The organism is Halopseudomonas bauzanensis (genome assembly GCF_900114735.1).
In the GTDB taxonomy this organism is placed as follows: domain Bacteria; phylum Pseudomonadota; class Gammaproteobacteria; order Pseudomonadales; family Pseudomonadaceae; genus Halopseudomonas; species Halopseudomonas bauzanensis.
In genome coordinates this window covers 45,653-61,982 of sequence record NZ_FOUA01000010.1, presented here as the reverse complement: position 1 = coordinate 61,982, position 16,330 = coordinate 45,653, and the positions used below count along the sequence as shown (strand labels likewise).

Here is a 16,330-nt window from a genome sequence, read left to right as displayed (position 1 = left end):
AAATGCCATTTTCAGGAGCAGCCTGTGATGCTTCATTCGCGCAAGGTTATTGTGATTTCCGGTGCCTCTGCCGGCGTCGGTAGAGCTACCGCCATCGAATTTGCCCGTAGCGGCGCCACCGTGGCCCTGCTGGCACGCGGTGCTGCCGGCCTGGCGGGCGCCAAGGCGGAAGTGGAAGCCCTGGGCGCAACCGCCTGGGTCAAAACGGTGGATGTGGCCGATGCGCAGCAGGTGGATGACGCCGCCGCGCAGATCGAAGCCGAATTGGGGCCGATCGATATCTGGGTCAATAACGCCATGGTCACCGTGCTATCACCGGTCAGCAAGATGCAGGCCGAGGAGTATCGCCGGGTCACCGAAGTGACCTATCTGGGCACGGTACATGGCACCTGCGCGGCGCTGCGCCATATGCGCCCGCGCAACCGGGGCACGATTGTGCAGGTCGGTTCCGCCTTGGCCTATCGGGCCATTCCGCTGCAGTCGGCCTATTGCGCAGCCAAGTTTGCCTGTCGCGGTTTCACCGATTCCCTGCGGGTCGAGCTTGAGCATGAACGCAGCTCCATCCATGTCACCACCGTGCATCTGGCGGCCTTCAACACCCCCCAGTTTGACTGGGCCCGCACCCGCCTGGACAAGAAACCCCAGCCGATGCCACCAATCTTCCAGCCGGAAGTCGCAGCGCGAGGCATCGTCTGGGCGGCCGGGCAACGGCGGCGCGAGGTATGTGTGGGCTTTCCCGCAGTGAAGGCGATCTGGGGTAACAAGTTCTTTCCGCTCATTGCCGATCAGATGCTCAAGGACGATGGCTATCAGGGCCAGAAGGACGATGTGCCGCTGCCGCCCGGGCGCCCTGACAATCTGTTCGAGCCAGTGGATCGCGACATGGGCAGTCATGGCCGCTTTGACGCCGATGCCCGTAACCACAGCCGTCAACTCTGGCTGACCATGCACCGGGGAGCGGTGGCCACCGCCATGCTGCTGCCCCTGCTGCCGTTGGCTATGCTGTTGCTACGCAAGAAACGTTGAAGCCCATCACCGGGAATTTGCCCATATGACCCAGCCTATCAAGGATTATGCGCTGCTCGGCAATCTGCGCTGCTCGGCGCTGGTCGGGCGCAACGGCAGCATCGACTGGTTCTGCCCGCCGCGTTTCGACTCACCCGCCTGTTTCACCCGGCTGCTCGGCAACGAGGAGCACGGCTTCTGGCAGCTGGCTCCGCAACCACCGGCACAGAAAATCCAGCGTCATTATGAATACGACACCCTGGTGCTCTGCACCGAGTTCGACTGTGGCGATGCCGGTCGGGTGCGTATCACCGATTTCATGCCGCTGAACAGTGAAGCGCTGATTGTACGCCGGGTCGAAGGGCTCGAAGGCAGCGTGCAGATGGACATGCAACTGGTCCCGCGCTTCGGCTATGGCGCACGCGCGGCGCGCTGCGAAGAAGGCGCCCAAGGCGTCAGCCTGTGGGATACCGACGGCCAGCGTTTGCTGCTCACAAGCCAATCACCGCTACGTATCGGCGCGGATAACGTCAGCGCCAGCTTCGCTCTGGGCGCCGGCGAGATGCATGAATTCACCCTCTATCATCTGCTACCCGAGCAGCAGCCTGGCGTGGGTGCCGACCCGCAGCAACTGCTCGATGATTGCCTACAGTGGTGGCGCGACTGGGTCCGCCAGTGCTCCTATCATGGCCGCTGGCGTGAGGCGGTGATCCGCTCGCTGATCACTCTAAATGCACTCACCCATGAGCCCAGCGGCAGCATGGTGGCGGCGCCCACCACCTCGCTGCCAGAAGCACCGGGCCATGGTGCCAACTGGGATTACCGGTTCTGCTGGATCCGCGATGCGGTATGGGCGCTCGACATCCTCATCGACTCCAATTATCTGACCGAGGTTCATGCCTGGATCAATTGGCTGCAGCGGGTTATCGAGCGCAACGACGGTGATATGCGCGTGCTCTACAGCGTCGATGGCCAATCGGCAAATGGCGAGCATGAAATGGACTGGCTGCCAGGCCATCTGGATTCGCAGCCGGTCCGGGTCGGCAATGGCGCCTATGACCAGCACCAGTTGGATGTGTATGGTCAATTGGTCGACCTGTTGCATATCGCCCGGCGCAGCGGCGCCTATCTGAGCCAGCAGGACTGGCAGGATCAACGTCGGTTGCTGGAGAAAGTTATCGACTGCTGGCAGCAACCGGATGAAGGCATCTGGGAATTGCGCGATCAACGCCGCCACTATGTTCATTCCAAGGTCTACGCCTGGGTGGCGCTGGATCGCAGTATCCGTGATGCGGAGGAATATGGGCTGGAGGCTCCGCTGGAGGAGTGGCGTGCGGTGCGCGATGAGATCCATGCGGATATCTGCCGCAAGGGCATCAATGCGCAGCGCGGCGCCTTTCAGCAGAGCTATGAGCGTTCTTGCCCGGACGCCAGCCTGTTGATGATTCCCTTGCTGGGCTTCCTGCCAATCGATGATCCACGGGTACAGGCCACCATTGCCTGGATCGAGCAGGACCTGTTACGCGACGGCGTGGTGCATCGCTTCCCGCCGCAGGACAGCTTCAGTGGGGACGAAGGCGCCTTTCTCGCCTGCTCCTTCTGGTTTGCCGACACCCTGGTCATGAGTGGCCGGGACGGCGATGCCGAGAACATGTTCGCCCATCTGCTGGCCCTGCGTAACGATGTTGGCCTATTGGCCGAACAGTATGACCCGCGCTATGGCCTGATCGGCAATTTCCCCCAGGCCCTGTCCCATCTGGCCTTGGTCAAGAGTGCCTATTTGCTCCAGGCCTGCGAGCAGGTTCACCATGGCGGTGAACCTGAGCGCCACTCCTACAAACCGGTGATCTAAAGGCCGCTGGGCCAGGTTTCGGCAACGTCTTCACCGGGAGCCGGCTCGCTGACCAGCGGCTGCAGGGCGTGAGTCCGGTCGTAATGCAGCATGAAGTCGAACTGCTCGGCCAGCCGCGCGTAATAGTAATGACTGTGACGCTCCGTCTGCGGCCGATAGATCACGCCAATCGCCCGCTGCAACCTCGCTTCAGCCAACTGCGACGTCAGCGGACTCGCGCCCCGCAGATCAAGCAGAAAACGTTCCCGCGCCACCGCCTGGAACAGCGCCTCATAGCTGCCGGGAAGCGGCTGGCGGACCTGTTTGCGCTCCGCCGGACCATCCCAGTCCGATGCCGCCGTCACTTCTCCGGTGGCGGTGGAAAAACCTATCAGCAGCACATCATCGCCATACTTTTCCCGCGCCAGCTGCCCGATATTGAGCTCGCCCCGGGCGCCCATCTCGGTAGCAGCGGCATTACCGACGTGGGAATTATGCGCCCAGACCACTACCTTCGCCGGCTCACCCAGCTGATGCCCCAGGTGGCCGCACAACGCCTCCAGGGTTTCGAACATATGGCTGTCGCGCACGTTCCAGGAATTCGGCCGACCGCGGAACATTGCCCGATAATATTCCTCGGCGTTACTCACCAGGCGGGCGTTCTGTTCCGCGCAGAAGCGCTGCTCATCAGACACCAGCCCCAAGCCCTCCAACCGGCGGAACGCCCGGGTCTGCATTTCCTGCAGCTGTTCGGTAATCGCCTGTTCGCAGGACGCACTGAGGCCGAACTCGACCGACTGGCCATAGAGATGCGGCTCGTCGAGATATTGGTCCAGGCAGGCATACCGCTCCCGCGCCCGCACCGCCGCGGGTGGATCATGCTTGTCCAGATAGGTTATGACCGCCTGCGCTGAACTGCTCATGCTGTACAGGTCCAGCCCATAGAAACCAACCGGGCGCAGCCCCGCCTCCGCCCGGGAGGGCATTGCATTGAACCCCGCCAGCCAGCGCACGAAATCCAGCACCTCGGTGTTGGCCCACATCCAGGTCGGAAAGCGTTCGAAGGTGCGCATGACTGCTTCAGCGGGCAGGCCCGGATCCAGATTCCAGACGTGGCGGTTGATTGCGTAAGCATCAGGCCAGTCGGCCTCCACCGCCACACCGGCAAAACCCAGCTCCGTCACCAGCCGGCGGGTGATCTGCGCACGTGTGTGATAGAACTCGCGGGTGCCATGGGTCGCCTCGCCAATCATGACCAGCGATTTGCCCCGCGCCGCCTCGATGATCGCATCGAAATCCCCCGGCTGGCCGGTCAGTGGCACGGCTGCTTTTTCCATGGTCCGCACCAGAATGGAATCAGCTTCGGTCATGATCACCTCCCGGGCGATGCTGGCTGAGCAAACGGGTGACAACCTCATCGGACACCTGACTGAAGTCCTCATACCACAGGCCGACGCCTCGGAGCGGTTCGATCAGGTGAGGGCAGATCAGCGCATCGACCAGCGCTTCGAGGCGGTGTCCGGTTTCGGCGGCGGCCACTGGTACGGCGACCACCACCGCCGCGGCGCCCATGTCACGCGCCGCGCTGATGGCCGCCAGCATGGTGGCGCCAGTGGCCAGACCGTCGTCGACCAGGATGGCGGTGCGCCCGGACAGGTTGGGCATGGCCGCCGCGCCCCGGTAGGCCTGGCCGCGACGCTGCAGCTCGGATTCTTCCCGGCGCCGGATCGCCGCGACCTGCTCGTCAGTGATGCCCAGTGAATGGATCAGCGCATGATCCAGATAGCAACTGCCGCCCTCGGCGATCGCCCCCATGGCGTACTCTTCATGCCCAGGCACGCCGAGCTTGCGCACCAGCAGGATATCCAGCGGCAATCGCAGTGCAGCAGCCATCTCCGCCGCCACCGGCACGCCGCCACGCGGCAGCGCCAACAGCACCGTATCCGCACGGCCCGCGTATTCACTGAGTGACTGGGCCAGCGCCTGGCCGGCCTGCTTGCGATCAGCGAAAATCATCGTCATCCGCCTGTCATTGCCCTTTCTACAGGGACCGACCCGGACTCAGACTGTTCAACCCTTTTGCTGGCAGCGACTCAGGGCTTGAGCTTGTAGCCAGTGCGGAAAATCCACCACACCAGCGTCAGGCAGATCGCCAGAAAGACGAAGGTCATGGCCAGGCTGGTAGCAATATGCACATCGGCCTGCCCATAGAAACTCCAGCGAAAACCGCTGATCAGGTAAACCACCGGATTGAATAGCGTGATGGTCTGCCACACCGGCGGCAGCATGCTGATCGAATAGAAACTGCCGCCGAGAAAGGCCAGCGGCGTGACAATCATCAGCGGGATGATCTGCAGCTTCTCGAAGCCATCGGCCCAGACCCCGATAATGAAGCCGAACAGGCTGAAGGTAACGGCCGTCAGGATCAGGAAGGACATCATCCACACCGGATGGGCGATTTCGTAGGTCACGAACAAGCGCGCGGTAATCAGGATCAGCAGCCCCAGCAGCACCGACTTGGTCGCCGCCGCGCCCACATAGCCCACCACGATTTCAATCGGCGAGACCGGTGCAGACAGCACCTCGTAGAGAGTGCCGGTGAACTTGGGCATGTAGATACCGAAGGAAGCGTTGGAAATGCTCTCGTTGAGCAGCATCAGCATGATCAGCCCGGGGATGATGAAGGCGCCATAGCTGACCCCATCGATCTCCTCCATCCGCGCGCCGATCGCCGCGCCAAACACGATGAAGTACAGCGAGGTGGATATCACCGGTGAGGCAATGCTCTGGAACAGGGTGCGCCACATGCGCGACAGCTCGGAATAGTAGATCGCCCACATGCCATACAGGTTCATGCCCTACTCCGCTGTTGATTGCTGTCATGCACCAGCCCGACGAAGATCTCCTCCAGGGAGCTCTGGCTGGAATTCACATCCTTGAACTCGACACCCTCACGCGCCAGCGCCCGCAGCAGGTCGCCCACGCCGGTCTGCTCGCACTGGGCATCGAAGGTGTAGACCAGCGTGCTGCCGTTATCGGTCAGCTCCACCGTCTTGCCCGCTACCGCAGCCGGCAGCGCAGTCAGCGGCTGTTGCAGCTGGATGATCAACTGACGCTTGCCCAACTGGCGCATCAATACCGCCTTGTCCTCCACCAGCAACAGCTCGCCGCGGTTGATGACGCCGATGCGATCGGCCATTTCCTCGGCCTCTTCGATGTAATGGGTGGTGAGGATGATAGTCACGCCCTTGTCCCGCAGCGTTCGCACCATGGCCCACATGTCCCGGCGCAGTTCCACATCGACCCCGGCGGTGGGCTCGTCCAGAAACAGGATCTGCGGCTCATGGGCCAGGGCCTTGGCAATCAGCACCCGGCGTTTCATGCCGCCGGACAGCGCCATCATCTTCTCGTTACGCTTGTCCCACAGCGACAGGTCGCGCAGCAGCGACTCCAGATAGGCGCGGTTCGGCGGCTTGCCGAACAACCCACGACTGAGCGTCACCGTCGCCCAGACGGTATCGAACAGGTTATTGGTCAGTTCCTGGGGCACCAGCCCGATCAGGCTGCGGGCCCGGCGGTAGTCGCGGGTAATGTCGTAGCCATCCACCGTGACCTTGCCGGAGCTCGGGTTGACGATGCCGCAGATGATACTGATCAGCGTGGTCTTGCCCGCCCCGTTGGGCCCGAGCAGGGCCAGAATCTCGCCTCGCCGGATCTGCAGATCAACCGACTTCAGGGCCTGAAAACCCGACTGATAGACCTTGCCCAGCCCGCTGACGGCAATGACGGTTTCACTGGTTGACATCAGGCTGCATCAACCCGGTAGCCAATGCGCGGAAAATGCACATGGACCAGCCCGGCGCGCTCATCTTCACGGGCAATGACGACTTCTTCCGACGCCTCATGCACCAGGCTCCCAGCCACCGGATCACAGCCATAATCCACCGGGCTGATCGTCACCGATTGGCCCAGCGTCAAGCCCTTGGTACTGACAAAGCCGTGCTCGGGCAATTCTTCCGGCGTGGCGTCATGGGCGATACGGATAGCCTCCGCTGCGTCCATCTTCGCCGATGCACCCTGGCCGAGATCGGCAATGCGCGCCATCCAGGCGCGGATCATCGGATAATCATCCAGCAGAACAGAAACCACGGCATTGGCCGCCATGAACCACAGCGGGTGATACCAGGCCAGGTCGGCGATGCTCGGCTCATCCCCGAGCAGAAACTCGCCGTCACGCTCCAACTGGGTTTCCAGGCGGCGCATCAGTACCGGCCACTGGGCCAGGGCTTCCTCCGCCGACGGCCGGCTGACCTTGCCTTTCTCGAACATCGCCTGGCGGTCGCGCACAAACCCCTTCATGACCTCTTCCGGCAACTCGGCAAAGCGCGCCGCCACCGCCTCGGGCTGAAAGTTGATCGCGATGGAGTGGTGAAACAGCACCTGATCGCCGTACTGCGCCAGCGCCGCGGCAATCGCCTCACGGCCTTCGGGAAACAGTGCCGGCACTGCCTTTTCCCGCTCCAGGCGGCGGGCAATCAACGCCGTGTCACAGTAGATATCCGCTCCTACCTGCAACACCGGCGTGCGCCGATAACCACCGGTCAGGGCGGTCAGATCGGGCTTGGGCATGACCGGTGGAATCAGCACCGAATGCCACGACAGCCCCTTCAAACCGAGCATCAGGCGGGCTTTTTCAGCGAAAGGTGACTGGGGATAGTGGTGCAGAATCAGTTCGCTCATGACAATCTCCGATCAAATGATGAAGGTCAGCTTAGCCTGTGCCAACGGGCCCTGCATCGTCAATCAAAGATCATTGACGATGCCGGTCATTCAGCCTTCGTGCTCCGGCTGCTGGCAGATCAAACGCTCCTTGGCCGACTTGCGCAGCGCCTTCACCGCCAACTCGCGGCGCAGCGCTGCGGAACGATCCGCGCAACGCTCGCGCCACACCAGCGCGCTGGCCGGGCTACGATTGAAGAAGCGCGCGCCGCGCTTGCCACTGACATGTTCCCGGAACCGCCGCTCGGGATCAGTACTGATGCCGGTATACAGATGGCCATTCTCGGCACGCACCATGTATACCCACCAGAGCGTCTCGGTAACGGCAATGGTGGGGCTGTGTTCGGCGATATCAGACGGCATACTGGCGGCAATCATCCTGGGAGAAAGTCATGTTCATACAGATCTTCAGCACCGGCGGTACCCTCGACAAGTTGTATTTCGACGCGCTCAGTGAATATCAGATCGGTGAACCCATGGCCGGCGAACTGTTGCAGCAGGCCCGGGTCGGGTTCGATTATGCCATCGAGTCGCTGGTAAAAAAGGACAGTCTTGAATTGGACGATGCCGACCGCGCACTGATCCACGCCAAAGTCGCCACCTGCCCCCATGACCATATCCTCATTACCCATGGCACCGATACCATGACGGTCACCGCTGCGGCATTGGCCAATATCGACGACAAGGTGATCGTACTGACCGGCGCCATGCAACCGGCACGCTTTCGCGATTCGGATGCCCTGTTCAATCTGGGGCTAGCGGTCGGCGCGCTGAATGTATGCCAACCAGGTGTGTATATCGCGATGAGCGGAAAGGTATTCCCAGCAGATGGAGTGCGCAAGAATCGGCTGGCGGGACGATTCGAAGGGGTTTGATCAGGTTTTTTAAAACAGCCCGGAAGCACAAAGCTCTCCGGCTGCGCAGCCCAACAGGGTTGCGCCGACCGTCGGTCGCCAGGGATGGCGACCGCGAGCCTACAGGGACGTATCTACGGCGTGTCGGCGCGGCCCTGTCGGGCTGCGCAGCCTTGCACGAATCGCCGCTGCATCCCCTGCCAGCATGCTGAAAGAGGCCGTTAAGCCCCGGTGCCACCCACCGTGATCTGATCAATTTTCAGCGTTGGCTGACCCACTCCCACCGGCACCGACTGCCCATCCTTACCGCAGGTACCCACGCCGCTATCCAACTCCAGATCGTGGCCGACCATGGAAACGCGGTTCATCACTTCCGGGCCGTTGCCGATCAGGGTGGCGCCTTTGACCGGGGCGGTGATCTTGCCGTCCTCGATGAGATAGGCCTCGCTGGTGGAGAACACGAACTTGCCGCTGGTGATATCCACCTGACCGCCGCCGAGATTGGCGCAATAGATGCCCTTCTTCACCGAACGGATGATTTCTTCCGGATCGCTCTCGCCGGCCAGCATGTAGGTATTGGTCATGCGCGGCATCGGCAGATGGGCGTAGGACTCGCGACGCCCGTTGCCAGTCGGCGCCACACCCATCAGCCGGGCGTTCAGCTTGTCCTGGATGTAGCCCTTGAGAATGCCGTTCTCGATCAGGGTGGTGCAGTTGGTGCGGTTGCCTTCGTCATCCACACTCAGCGAACCGCGACGGCCCGGCAGGGTGCCGTCATCAACGATGGTGCACAGGCTGGAAGCGACCTTCTCGCCCACCCGGCCACTGTAGGCCGAGCTGCCCTTGCGGTTGAAATCACCTTCCAGGCCATGGCCGACCGCCTCGTGCAGCAGCACGCCCGACCAGCCCGGCCCCATCACCACCGGCATGCTGCCGGCCGGAGCGGCAATGGCATCAAGATTGACAGTAGCCTGGCGCACCGCCTCGCGGGCGTAGGCCATGGCCCGTTCCTCGGCCTCGAAGAAGCGGTAATCGGTGCGCCCACCGCCGCCAAAGCTACCGCGCTCACGGCGGCCGTTGTGCTCGATGATGACGCTGATGTTCAGGCGTACCAGCGGCCGGATATCGCCAGCCCAGGTGCCATCGCTGGCGGCGACCAGCACGGTGTCATGCACACCGCCGAGGCTGACCGAGACCTGGGTGATGCGCGGATCGAGACTGCGGGTGTAGGCGTCCAGCCGCTGCAGCAGGGCTACCTTGTCGGCCTGGGGCATGACATCCAATGGATTGTCCGCCGCATACAGGGCGGTGTTGTCACTGCGCTGCCAGGCCTGCACCGCACCGCTCTGCCCACTGCGGGCAATCGAGCGCGCCGCGCCGGCAGCCTGGCTCAGGGCAGCCAGGCGCAGATCGTTGCTGTAGGCAAAACCAGTTTTCTCACCGGCCTGGGCGCGCACGCCCACGCCCTGATCGACATTGAAGCTGCCGTCCTTGACGATCCCGTCTTCCAGCACCCAGGACTCGCTGATCTGGTGCTGGAAATACAGGTCCGCAGCGTCCACCCCGGGGGCGGATACCAATTGCCCCAACACGCTGGCAAGGCTGTCGGGGCTCAGTTCGGAGGGCAGCAGCAGGCGACTTTCGACCTGGCTCAGCACATTACTCATATAGTCAGAACTCCGTTGAGGCCGGGACGATGGCGTCGACCGGCTCGAAGCGGCGATGCCCGGCTACCGGCATGCGTCCGCGAATGGTATTGAGGTGCTGCAAATCAATCGCACCGGTCACCACACCTTCGCCTTGCGGCAAGCAGGCGGTGATCTCACCCCAGGGATCGATCAGACAACTGTGGCCGAACGTCTCGCGGCCGTTGGCATGGGTGCCGCCCTGGTTGGCGGCAAGAATGTAGCACTGCGTCTCGATCGCCCGGGCGCGCAGCAGTACTTCCCAGTGCGCCGCTCCGGTCACCGCAGTGAAGGCCGAAGGCACCACGATCAATTCGGCACCGGCACGCCGCAACGCGGCGTACAGTTCAGCAAAGCGCACATCGTAACAGATGCTCAGACCGAGCCGCCCCACCGGCGTATCGATACAGACGAAGCGGTCGCCGTAAGCGTAATCCTTCGACTCGCGGTAGCTGCGCTGACTGTCCGCCACCTCCACATCGAACAGGTGCAGTTTGTCGTAGCGCACCACTTCATTGCCCTGTTCGTCCAGCACCAGGCAGCAGGCCATGGCCTTGCCACCGGGTTCGGCGGGCAGCGGGATACTGCCTGCCACCAGCCAGATGCCGTGTTGGCGTGCCTGCTCGGCAAGGAACGGACGGATCGGCCCGGTACCGGCGTACTCGGCAGCGGCGATATCCGCGAGGGCGCGGTTACCGAAGGCAGCGAAGCACTCCGGCAACAACACCAGTTGCGCGCCCTGCTGAGCGGCCTCGGCAATCAAACGGGCAGCGGCATCCAGGTTGGCCTGGATATCCGCGCCACTGATCATCTGTATGGCGGCTACCTGCGGCATTTCAATCCTCCAATGCGGCCTTGTCGTCGAACGCCCGGTCGAATTCGACCAGCGGCTGGGTCCAGTCACCGCTGATGCGGTATTTGACCGAGGCAAAACGCGCCACACGGTCTCCCAGGATGCGGTCCACCAGAAACAGGACGCCACCGATGTGCGGCGCGCCGGCGATGATCGCTGCCAGCGGCAAATTGTTGGTCACCGGCAGGGTCACCAACAGGCCCATGTCGATCCGGTCCGCCGGCAGGTCCACCGTGCCATCGAGTTGCAACTTGGCGCTGGGGCCATCCATCACCAGGGGGGACATGGTGTGCATCAGGCCGTTGGTCAGGGCGACTTCACCAGTGAAGGTATCATAGGCCGTACCCTTGCCGAACAGATCGGAGAAATCCAGCCGCAGCCGCCGCGCCAGGGCGTTGAAGTTGAGCAGACCGAAGACCCGCAGCGCGTCGGCAGAGCTTTCTCCGCTCTGCAACATGCCATCTTCGGCCTGCACGGCGAGTGAGCCCGTGCCGCGCTTGAGCGCGAACCAGGCGGGTGAACCGGGCCATTCCAGCCCCGCGCTGGCGGAGAATCGTTTGCTGGTCAATGTGGGAGCGTAACGCCAGGCGCTCAGCACCTTGCCGATATCGCCCGCCGCCAGGCTGCCATCGAACCGGGTGCGCTGCGCATTCCAGTGCATGTTGCCGTTGAGCTGCAAGCCACCCCGCAGGGCCACATCGATATCGCGGATTGCCAGCGCCGAGGCGTCTGGGCGCAACTTGAGGTAGGTGGCGCCGACCAGGTCTTCGCCCCAGTACAGCTGATCAATGGCAATATCCATCGCCGGCAGGTTGGCCGGATTGATATCCTTGAGCGGATCTTCGCTGACCAGCGGTTCGATGAAACCATCGGTTTGCGCTGGCAGATCATTGGCCTTGGGGAAGCCCAGGCGCTGCAGCTTCACGGCGATCACGCCATCCTTCGCCGTGGGCAGAGTAATACTGCCCTGCAGATCAGGATGGCTGGTGTTCAGCTCCCAGCCCCCTTGCAACGGCCTGGCAACCACAGCCAGATCACTCAACTCCAGCCCGAACCCGGTGAAGCGCCCGGTTTCTACATGCACTCCGCTCAACCACTGCATGGGCCCCTGATCCTGCTGCTCAAGCGCTTCGGCTAACCCCTCCTGCGGCAATACCCCGGAATTGAACCAGTTCTGCCATTGGCTCCAGTCGAATTCGTCGAACCGGGCGCTGACCGAGACGCCCTGCCTCGCTGTCAGGCGAGCCGTGCCCTGGCGGTAGCGGATGTCACCTGATAGCGCACGATCGCGGTCGACCAACAGGCCGTGCAGGTCGTCACCGAGCCGCCATTGCCAGCGCAGCGCTGGCCCCATGTCCAGCTGCAGCTCACTCGGCAGGCTGCTATCGGCAGCCTTGGCCAGGGGGCCTGGCAGGTTGAGTTGCACGCCCTTGAGGTCACTGCGCACCAGCAGGCGGCGCAGATCGTCGCCCAGCAACAGCTCGGCGTTCCAGCCGAAGCTGCCTTCGGCCAATTGCTCCGGCAACGCCGCCAGCAGCGGCCAATCGTGCAGATTCGCTACCTTATGACGGCCTTGCAGGCGCAGGCGCTGATCGGCACCGCGCAGATCGAGACGGCCGGTGACCGGCTGGCCCAGAAACCGCGCACTGACCGCCTCACTGAGCAGCCCTTTGCCGTGCTCATAACTGAAATTACCAGCCAGTTCCTGCAGCGGCGCCTGCAGTTGTGGAATATTCAGTTGCTGCGCCCGGGCCTGCATCCGCAACAGGACAGCGGGTTGCCGGCCAGCTCCCAGCGGAATACCCAACTGCAAGTCACCCTGCACCTCCCCCGCCCCGCTCCAGCCCTGCAATGGATCACCGGTGAGTCTGGCCAATGGGGTTTGCTGCATCAGTTGCAGACCGTCCTGCAATGGCCCGGCAAAGTCGCCGCCGATCAGCAATTGCAGGTTCTGCTCCGCGTCACGCCCGAGAGTCACCTCGATATCGTCAAGCTGGGTCTGCAGCAGTTGCCCTTGCGCCTGATCGACGGTCAGGTCGGTGTTATGCAGATGCAGCGAGCCATTGACCTGCTCCAAGGTTGGCCACCCGTCCTGGAACAGCAGGCGGCCCTGCTCCAGCCGGCCGAACAGGCTGATTTGCCGCTCGTCACTGGTCGCCGCCTTGAGCAGCGACCCTTCGTAGGTAAAGATCGCCAGCGGCACCGTGCCAGCGAGCTGCGAGGCGGCAAGCCATTCGGCCAGTGCCGGGCTCATCGCCGAGGACAGGGTAGGCAGATAGCGGCTGTGGTATTCGGCACGGCTGTCACGCAGGGCCACACGCAGGTTCATGGTCGGTATGCCACCAGGCCGCGGCAGATGCAGCTCCAGGGTGGCGGCACCAGCGCCTTCAACCCCCGTTACCGCCGCGCCTGGCACCGCCAGTTTCAGCCCTTCTTCATTCGACCAATTCCAGTTCAGTGCGCCGACCAGGCTGTCGTATTCCCAGCGCTCGGGAAACAGCCGCGGCAGATGCATGCTCCAGTCGCGGCTGTCGACCCGCAGTTCGCCAGCGGACGGCGTGCCGGCAACCACGCCGCTGATACCGGCAAATGCCGGCACGCCTTCCCTGGCCTGCACACCGACGTTCTCCAGCCGCGCCAGCACCGACCAGTCGAGGAAATCGGACCAGTCACTGCCGCTCAGCGATACATCCCGCAAGGTACCTTCCGGCGCCAGGGTGTCGAGGATCTCGGCGCTCTGCTCGTCCGGCAACACACCGCCCAGCCACCGGCCAAGCAGATCCAGCGGCAACTGATCGATACGGGCCTGCCAGTGCCCATCCGCTGGCTGACGTTGCAGTTGCGCCCGCGTGGCAGGCCAGCTCTGTTCGTCCAGGCGCAGACGCAGATCGTCGATATTCAGCCGCTGCAGCTCATCGGATAGCTGCAGCTCGAAGCCCATGCTCAGATCCTGCACCGACGGCGCCGGCCGCAGCAGATCCAACTCGAGCGCCGGAGCCTGCAGCAACCCACGGAGCTGCTGCATGCGATTGTCCTGCCAGCGCCCCCACAGCTCGCCGCCGGCCACCAGCCGCTCGATGCGGGCCGCGCGCAAGACCTCGGCCGGTAGCCAGTCGCTCCAGTCACTGGCCGGTAACGCGGCAAAGAAATCCAGCTCGGCCCGCCGCCAGTCCCGATCCGGCATACGACCGTTGAGTTGCAGCCGGACTTGCTGCTCATCCGGCAACCGCACCTGAGCATCCAGGCGGTGGCGGGCACCCTCATTCACCAGCGTCAGATCACCGTCGGTGAACACCCAGTCGGGTTGCGCCCAGGGGCTGATGCGGATACGGGTATCCAGCAGGGTAATGCGGCGCTGATCGAATAGTTGCTCCAGCGCGCGGTCGAGGCCATCTCCGGTCGTCTCATTCTGCCCCAACCCTTCAAGTCGCCAATGGCTGTCGGCATCTTCGATGACCTCCAGCGACAGACCTTCGAGCTGCAACGCGTCCATCACCGGTTGGCGGTGCCACAGGCTGGCGAACACATCGACCCGGGCGGTGACATGCTGCAGATCGAACAGTACCGGGCTGGTGGGGTCGGCCGCTTCGTGAACCCGCAGCCCACGCAAGGTGAAGACCGGATGTGCGCCCTGCATTTCCCCGCGCAGATCCTGGAGCTCTATGGCGCGCCCGGTCTGTTGCTCTACCCACTCGACCAGTTCAACCTGATAATCCGCCACCGCTGGCACGAACTGACGGCCGAGGCTGATGTAAGCCGCGGACAGCAGCATCCAGCCCACCAGCAGCAGGATCAGCCCGTCGAGAAAACGCCGCAACCAGCGCTGCCAGCTCATGGAAAGTCAGTCACTCCGGTCAGGGTGGATCAGGTCAGCACCACGTCGTATTGTTCCTGGGTATACATGGTTTCCACCTGGAACTTGATCGGCCGCTGGATGAACAGTTCCAGGTCAGCCACATTGCCCGACTCCTCATCGAGCAGCCGGTCGATCACCGCCTGGGATGCCAGCACCATATAGCCGCCGGCCTGATAGGCCCGGGCTTCGCGCATGATCTCGCGGAATATCTCGTAGCAGACGCTTTCCGCAGTGCGCTGGATGCCGCGCCCCGAGCAGCATGGGCAGGGCTCGCAGAGAATCTGCTCCAGGCTTTCGCGGGTGCGCTTGCGGGTCATCTGCACCAGCCCCAGCTCGGTGATGCCGATGATGTTGGTCTTGGCGTGATCACGCTCCAGCTGACGCTCCAGCGTGCGCAGTACCTGTCGGCGGTGTTCCTCATCCTCCATGTCGATGAAGTCGATGATGATGATGCCACCCAGGTTGCGCAGTCGTAGCTGCCGGGCAATCGAGGTCGCCGCCTCCAGGTTGGTCTTGAAGATGGTCTCTTCCAGATTGCGATGACCGACGAAGGCACCGGTATTCACGTCAATGGTGGTCATCGCCTCGGTCTGGTCGATCACCAGATAGCCGCCGGACTTGAGCAAGACCTTACGATCCAGCGCCTTCTGGATCTCATCTTCAATCCCGTACAGATCGAAGATCGGGCGCTCACCGGGATAATGCTCCAGCAGGTCTTCCACTCCCGGCATCAACTCATGGACGAACTGCTCCACCTTTTGGAAGGTTTCCCGCGAGTCGATGCGAATTTTCTCCAACCGCGGGTTGGCCAGATCACGCAGGGTGCGCAGCGCCAGCGGCAGGTCCTCATACAGCACCGAGGGTGCCGGAGCGGTATTCATCTGCTGCTGAATCTGCTGCCACAGGCGGCGCACATAACGGATATCAATGAGGATATCTTCTTCGCGGGCGGCTTCAGCGGCGGTACGCAAGATGAAACCGCCGCGCTCTTCACCCCCCTCCTGCTCAACGGAGCGAGTGACGATGTCACGCAGCCGATCGCGCTCAGCTTCTTCATCGATCTTCAGGGAGATGCCGACATGGGGGGTACGCGGCATGTATACCAAGTAGCGCGAGGGTACCGACAGATGGGTGGTCAGCCGTGCACCCTTGGTGCCGATGGGGTCCTTGGTAACCTGCACCACCAGCGCCTTGCCATCGTGCACCAGCGCGCTGATCGGCTCGACCGCAGCGCCTTCACGTTCGGAGATTTCCGACGCATGAATGAAGGCTGCCCGCTCCAGGCCGATGTCCACGAAGGCCGCCTGCATGCCCGGCAGCACCCGCACCACCTTGCCCTTATAGATATTGCCGACGATGCCGCGACGCTGGGTCCGCTCGATGTGGACTTCCTGGAGGACGCCGTTTTCCACCAGCGCGACCCGGGTCTCCATTGGCGTGATATTGATCAGGATTTCTTCGCTCATG

Annotated in this window: 13 protein-coding genes; 3 read left to right on the top strand and 10 right to left on the bottom strand. The window is 62.9% G+C overall.

Translation table 11 applies throughout. The features are described from left to right. Positions 1-27 precede the first annotated feature (27 nt). Positions 28-1,026 (top strand): SDR family oxidoreductase, encoded by a 999-nt coding sequence (locus BM267_RS16060; protein ID WP_036992913.1) that lies wholly within the window; start codon positions 28-30, stop codon positions 1,024-1,026. Positions 1,027-1,051: 25 nt separating this feature from the next. Further along, positions 1,052-2,857, top strand: coding sequence for a glycoside hydrolase family 15 protein (locus BM267_RS16055; protein ID WP_074781310.1), 1,806 nt, complete (start codon positions 1,052-1,054; stop codon positions 2,855-2,857). On the opposite strand, the gene BM267_RS16050 is transcribed toward BM267_RS16055, so the two are convergent. The 6 genes from BM267_RS16050 to BM267_RS16025 form a co-directional block, all read right to left on the bottom strand. Continuing rightward, positions 2,854-4,206: an erythromycin esterase family protein gene (locus tag BM267_RS16050; RefSeq protein ID WP_036992914.1), complete on the bottom strand. Its 1,353-nt coding sequence runs from the start codon at positions 4,204-4,206 to the stop codon at positions 2,854-2,856. The two genes, BM267_RS16055 and BM267_RS16050, sit on opposite strands and share 4 nt — an antisense overlap. After that, positions 4,193-4,858: a phosphoribosyltransferase gene (locus BM267_RS16045; protein ID WP_036992915.1), complete on the bottom strand. Its 666-nt coding sequence runs from the start codon at positions 4,856-4,858 to the stop codon at positions 4,193-4,195. The genes BM267_RS16050 and BM267_RS16045 overlap by 14 nt, the downstream gene beginning before the upstream one ends. 71 nt (positions 4,859-4,929) lie before the next feature. Beyond that, on the bottom strand, positions 4,930-5,691 hold the full coding sequence (locus BM267_RS16040) for an ABC transporter permease (RefSeq protein WP_036992917.1): 762 nt from the start codon (positions 5,689-5,691) through the stop codon (positions 4,930-4,932). Continuing rightward, positions 5,688-6,641, bottom strand: coding sequence for an ABC transporter ATP-binding protein (locus BM267_RS16035; RefSeq protein ID WP_036992918.1), 954 nt, complete (start codon positions 6,639-6,641; stop codon positions 5,688-5,690). The genes BM267_RS16040 and BM267_RS16035 overlap by 4 nt, the downstream gene beginning before the upstream one ends. Then, on the bottom strand, positions 6,641-7,576 hold the full coding sequence (locus tag BM267_RS16030) for a glutathione S-transferase family protein (protein WP_036992919.1): 936 nt from the start codon (positions 7,574-7,576) through the stop codon (positions 6,641-6,643). The genes BM267_RS16035 and BM267_RS16030 overlap by 1 nt, the downstream gene beginning before the upstream one ends. Before the next feature lie 90 nt (positions 7,577-7,666). Further along, a complete protein-coding gene (locus tag BM267_RS16025) occupies positions 7,667-7,978 on the bottom strand; it encodes a GIY-YIG nuclease family protein (RefSeq protein WP_051611400.1) in 312 nt (103 codons plus the stop codon). 29 nt (positions 7,979-8,007) lie between these two features. Here BM267_RS16025 and BM267_RS16020 point away from each other — a divergent pair, with 29 nt between their 5' ends. Then, entirely contained in the window at positions 8,008-8,490 is a 483-nt protein-coding gene (locus BM267_RS16020; protein ID WP_036992920.1) for an asparaginase domain-containing protein, read from the top strand. 200 nt (positions 8,491-8,690) lie between these two features. Here BM267_RS16020 and tldD read toward each other — a convergent pair whose 3' ends face one another. From tldD to rng, 4 genes are read right to left on the bottom strand one after another with little or no spacing between them, the layout of a single operon-like run. Continuing rightward, positions 8,691-10,136 (bottom strand): metalloprotease TldD, encoded by a 1,446-nt coding sequence (tldD, locus tag BM267_RS16015; protein WP_036992921.1) that lies wholly within the window; start codon positions 10,134-10,136, stop codon positions 8,691-8,693. A 4-nt stretch (positions 10,137-10,140) separates the two neighbouring features. Continuing rightward, positions 10,141-10,989 carry a carbon-nitrogen hydrolase family protein gene (locus BM267_RS16010; RefSeq protein ID WP_036992922.1) on the bottom strand — a complete coding sequence of 283 codons (849 nt, stop codon included), beginning with the start codon at positions 10,987-10,989 and terminating at the stop codon, positions 10,141-10,143. A 1-nt stretch (position 10,990) separates the two neighbouring features. Continuing rightward, entirely contained in the window at positions 10,991-14,842 is a 3,852-nt protein-coding gene (locus BM267_RS16005; RefSeq protein WP_074781308.1) for a YhdP family protein, read from the bottom strand. A gap of 29 nt (positions 14,843-14,871) precedes the next feature. After that, the gene (gene rng, locus BM267_RS16000) at positions 14,872-16,329 is read right to left on the bottom strand and encodes a ribonuclease G (protein ID WP_036992924.1); all 1,458 of its coding nucleotides are present in this window, start codon (positions 16,327-16,329) and stop codon (positions 14,872-14,874) included. Between the last annotated feature and the right edge of the window lies 1 nt (position 16,330).

Excerpts from the sequence above, each read along its gene's own strand:
- BM267_RS16060 (WP_036992913.1), top strand. The coding sequence starts at position 28 with ATGCTTCATTCGCGCAAGGTTATTGTGATTTCCGGTGCCTCTGCCGGC.
- BM267_RS16055 (WP_074781310.1), top strand. The coding sequence starts at position 1,052 with ATGACCCAGCCTATCAAGGATTATGCGCTGCTCGGCAATCTGCGCTGC.
- BM267_RS16050 (WP_036992914.1), bottom strand. The coding sequence starts at position 4,206 with ATGACCGAAGCTGATTCCATTCTGGTGCGGACCATGGAAAAAGCAGCC.
- BM267_RS16045 (WP_036992915.1), bottom strand. The coding sequence starts at position 4,858 with ATGACGATGATTTTCGCTGATCGCAAGCAGGCCGGCCAGGCGCTGGCC.
- BM267_RS16040 (WP_036992917.1), bottom strand. The coding sequence starts at position 5,691 with ATGAACCTGTATGGCATGTGGGCGATCTACTATTCCGAGCTGTCGCGC.
- BM267_RS16035 (WP_036992918.1), bottom strand. The coding sequence starts at position 6,641 with ATGTCAACCAGTGAAACCGTCATTGCCGTCAGCGGGCTGGGCAAGGTC.
- BM267_RS16030 (WP_036992919.1), bottom strand. The coding sequence starts at position 7,576 with ATGAGCGAACTGATTCTGCACCACTATCCCCAGTCACCTTTCGCTGAA.
- BM267_RS16025 (WP_051611400.1), bottom strand. The coding sequence starts at position 7,978 with ATGCCGTCTGATATCGCCGAACACAGCCCCACCATTGCCGTTACCGAG.
- BM267_RS16020 (WP_036992920.1), top strand. The coding sequence starts at position 8,008 with ATGTTCATACAGATCTTCAGCACCGGCGGTACCCTCGACAAGTTGTAT.
- tldD (WP_036992921.1), bottom strand. The coding sequence starts at position 10,136 with ATGAGTAATGTGCTGAGCCAGGTCGAAAGTCGCCTGCTGCTGCCCTCC.
- BM267_RS16010 (WP_036992922.1), bottom strand. The coding sequence starts at position 10,989 with ATGCCGCAGGTAGCCGCCATACAGATGATCAGTGGCGCGGATATCCAG.
- BM267_RS16005 (WP_074781308.1), bottom strand. The coding sequence starts at position 14,842 with ATGAGCTGGCAGCGCTGGTTGCGGCGTTTTCTCGACGGGCTGATCCTG.
- rng (WP_036992924.1), bottom strand. The coding sequence starts at position 16,329 with ATGAGCGAAGAAATCCTGATCAATATCACGCCAATGGAGACCCGGGTC.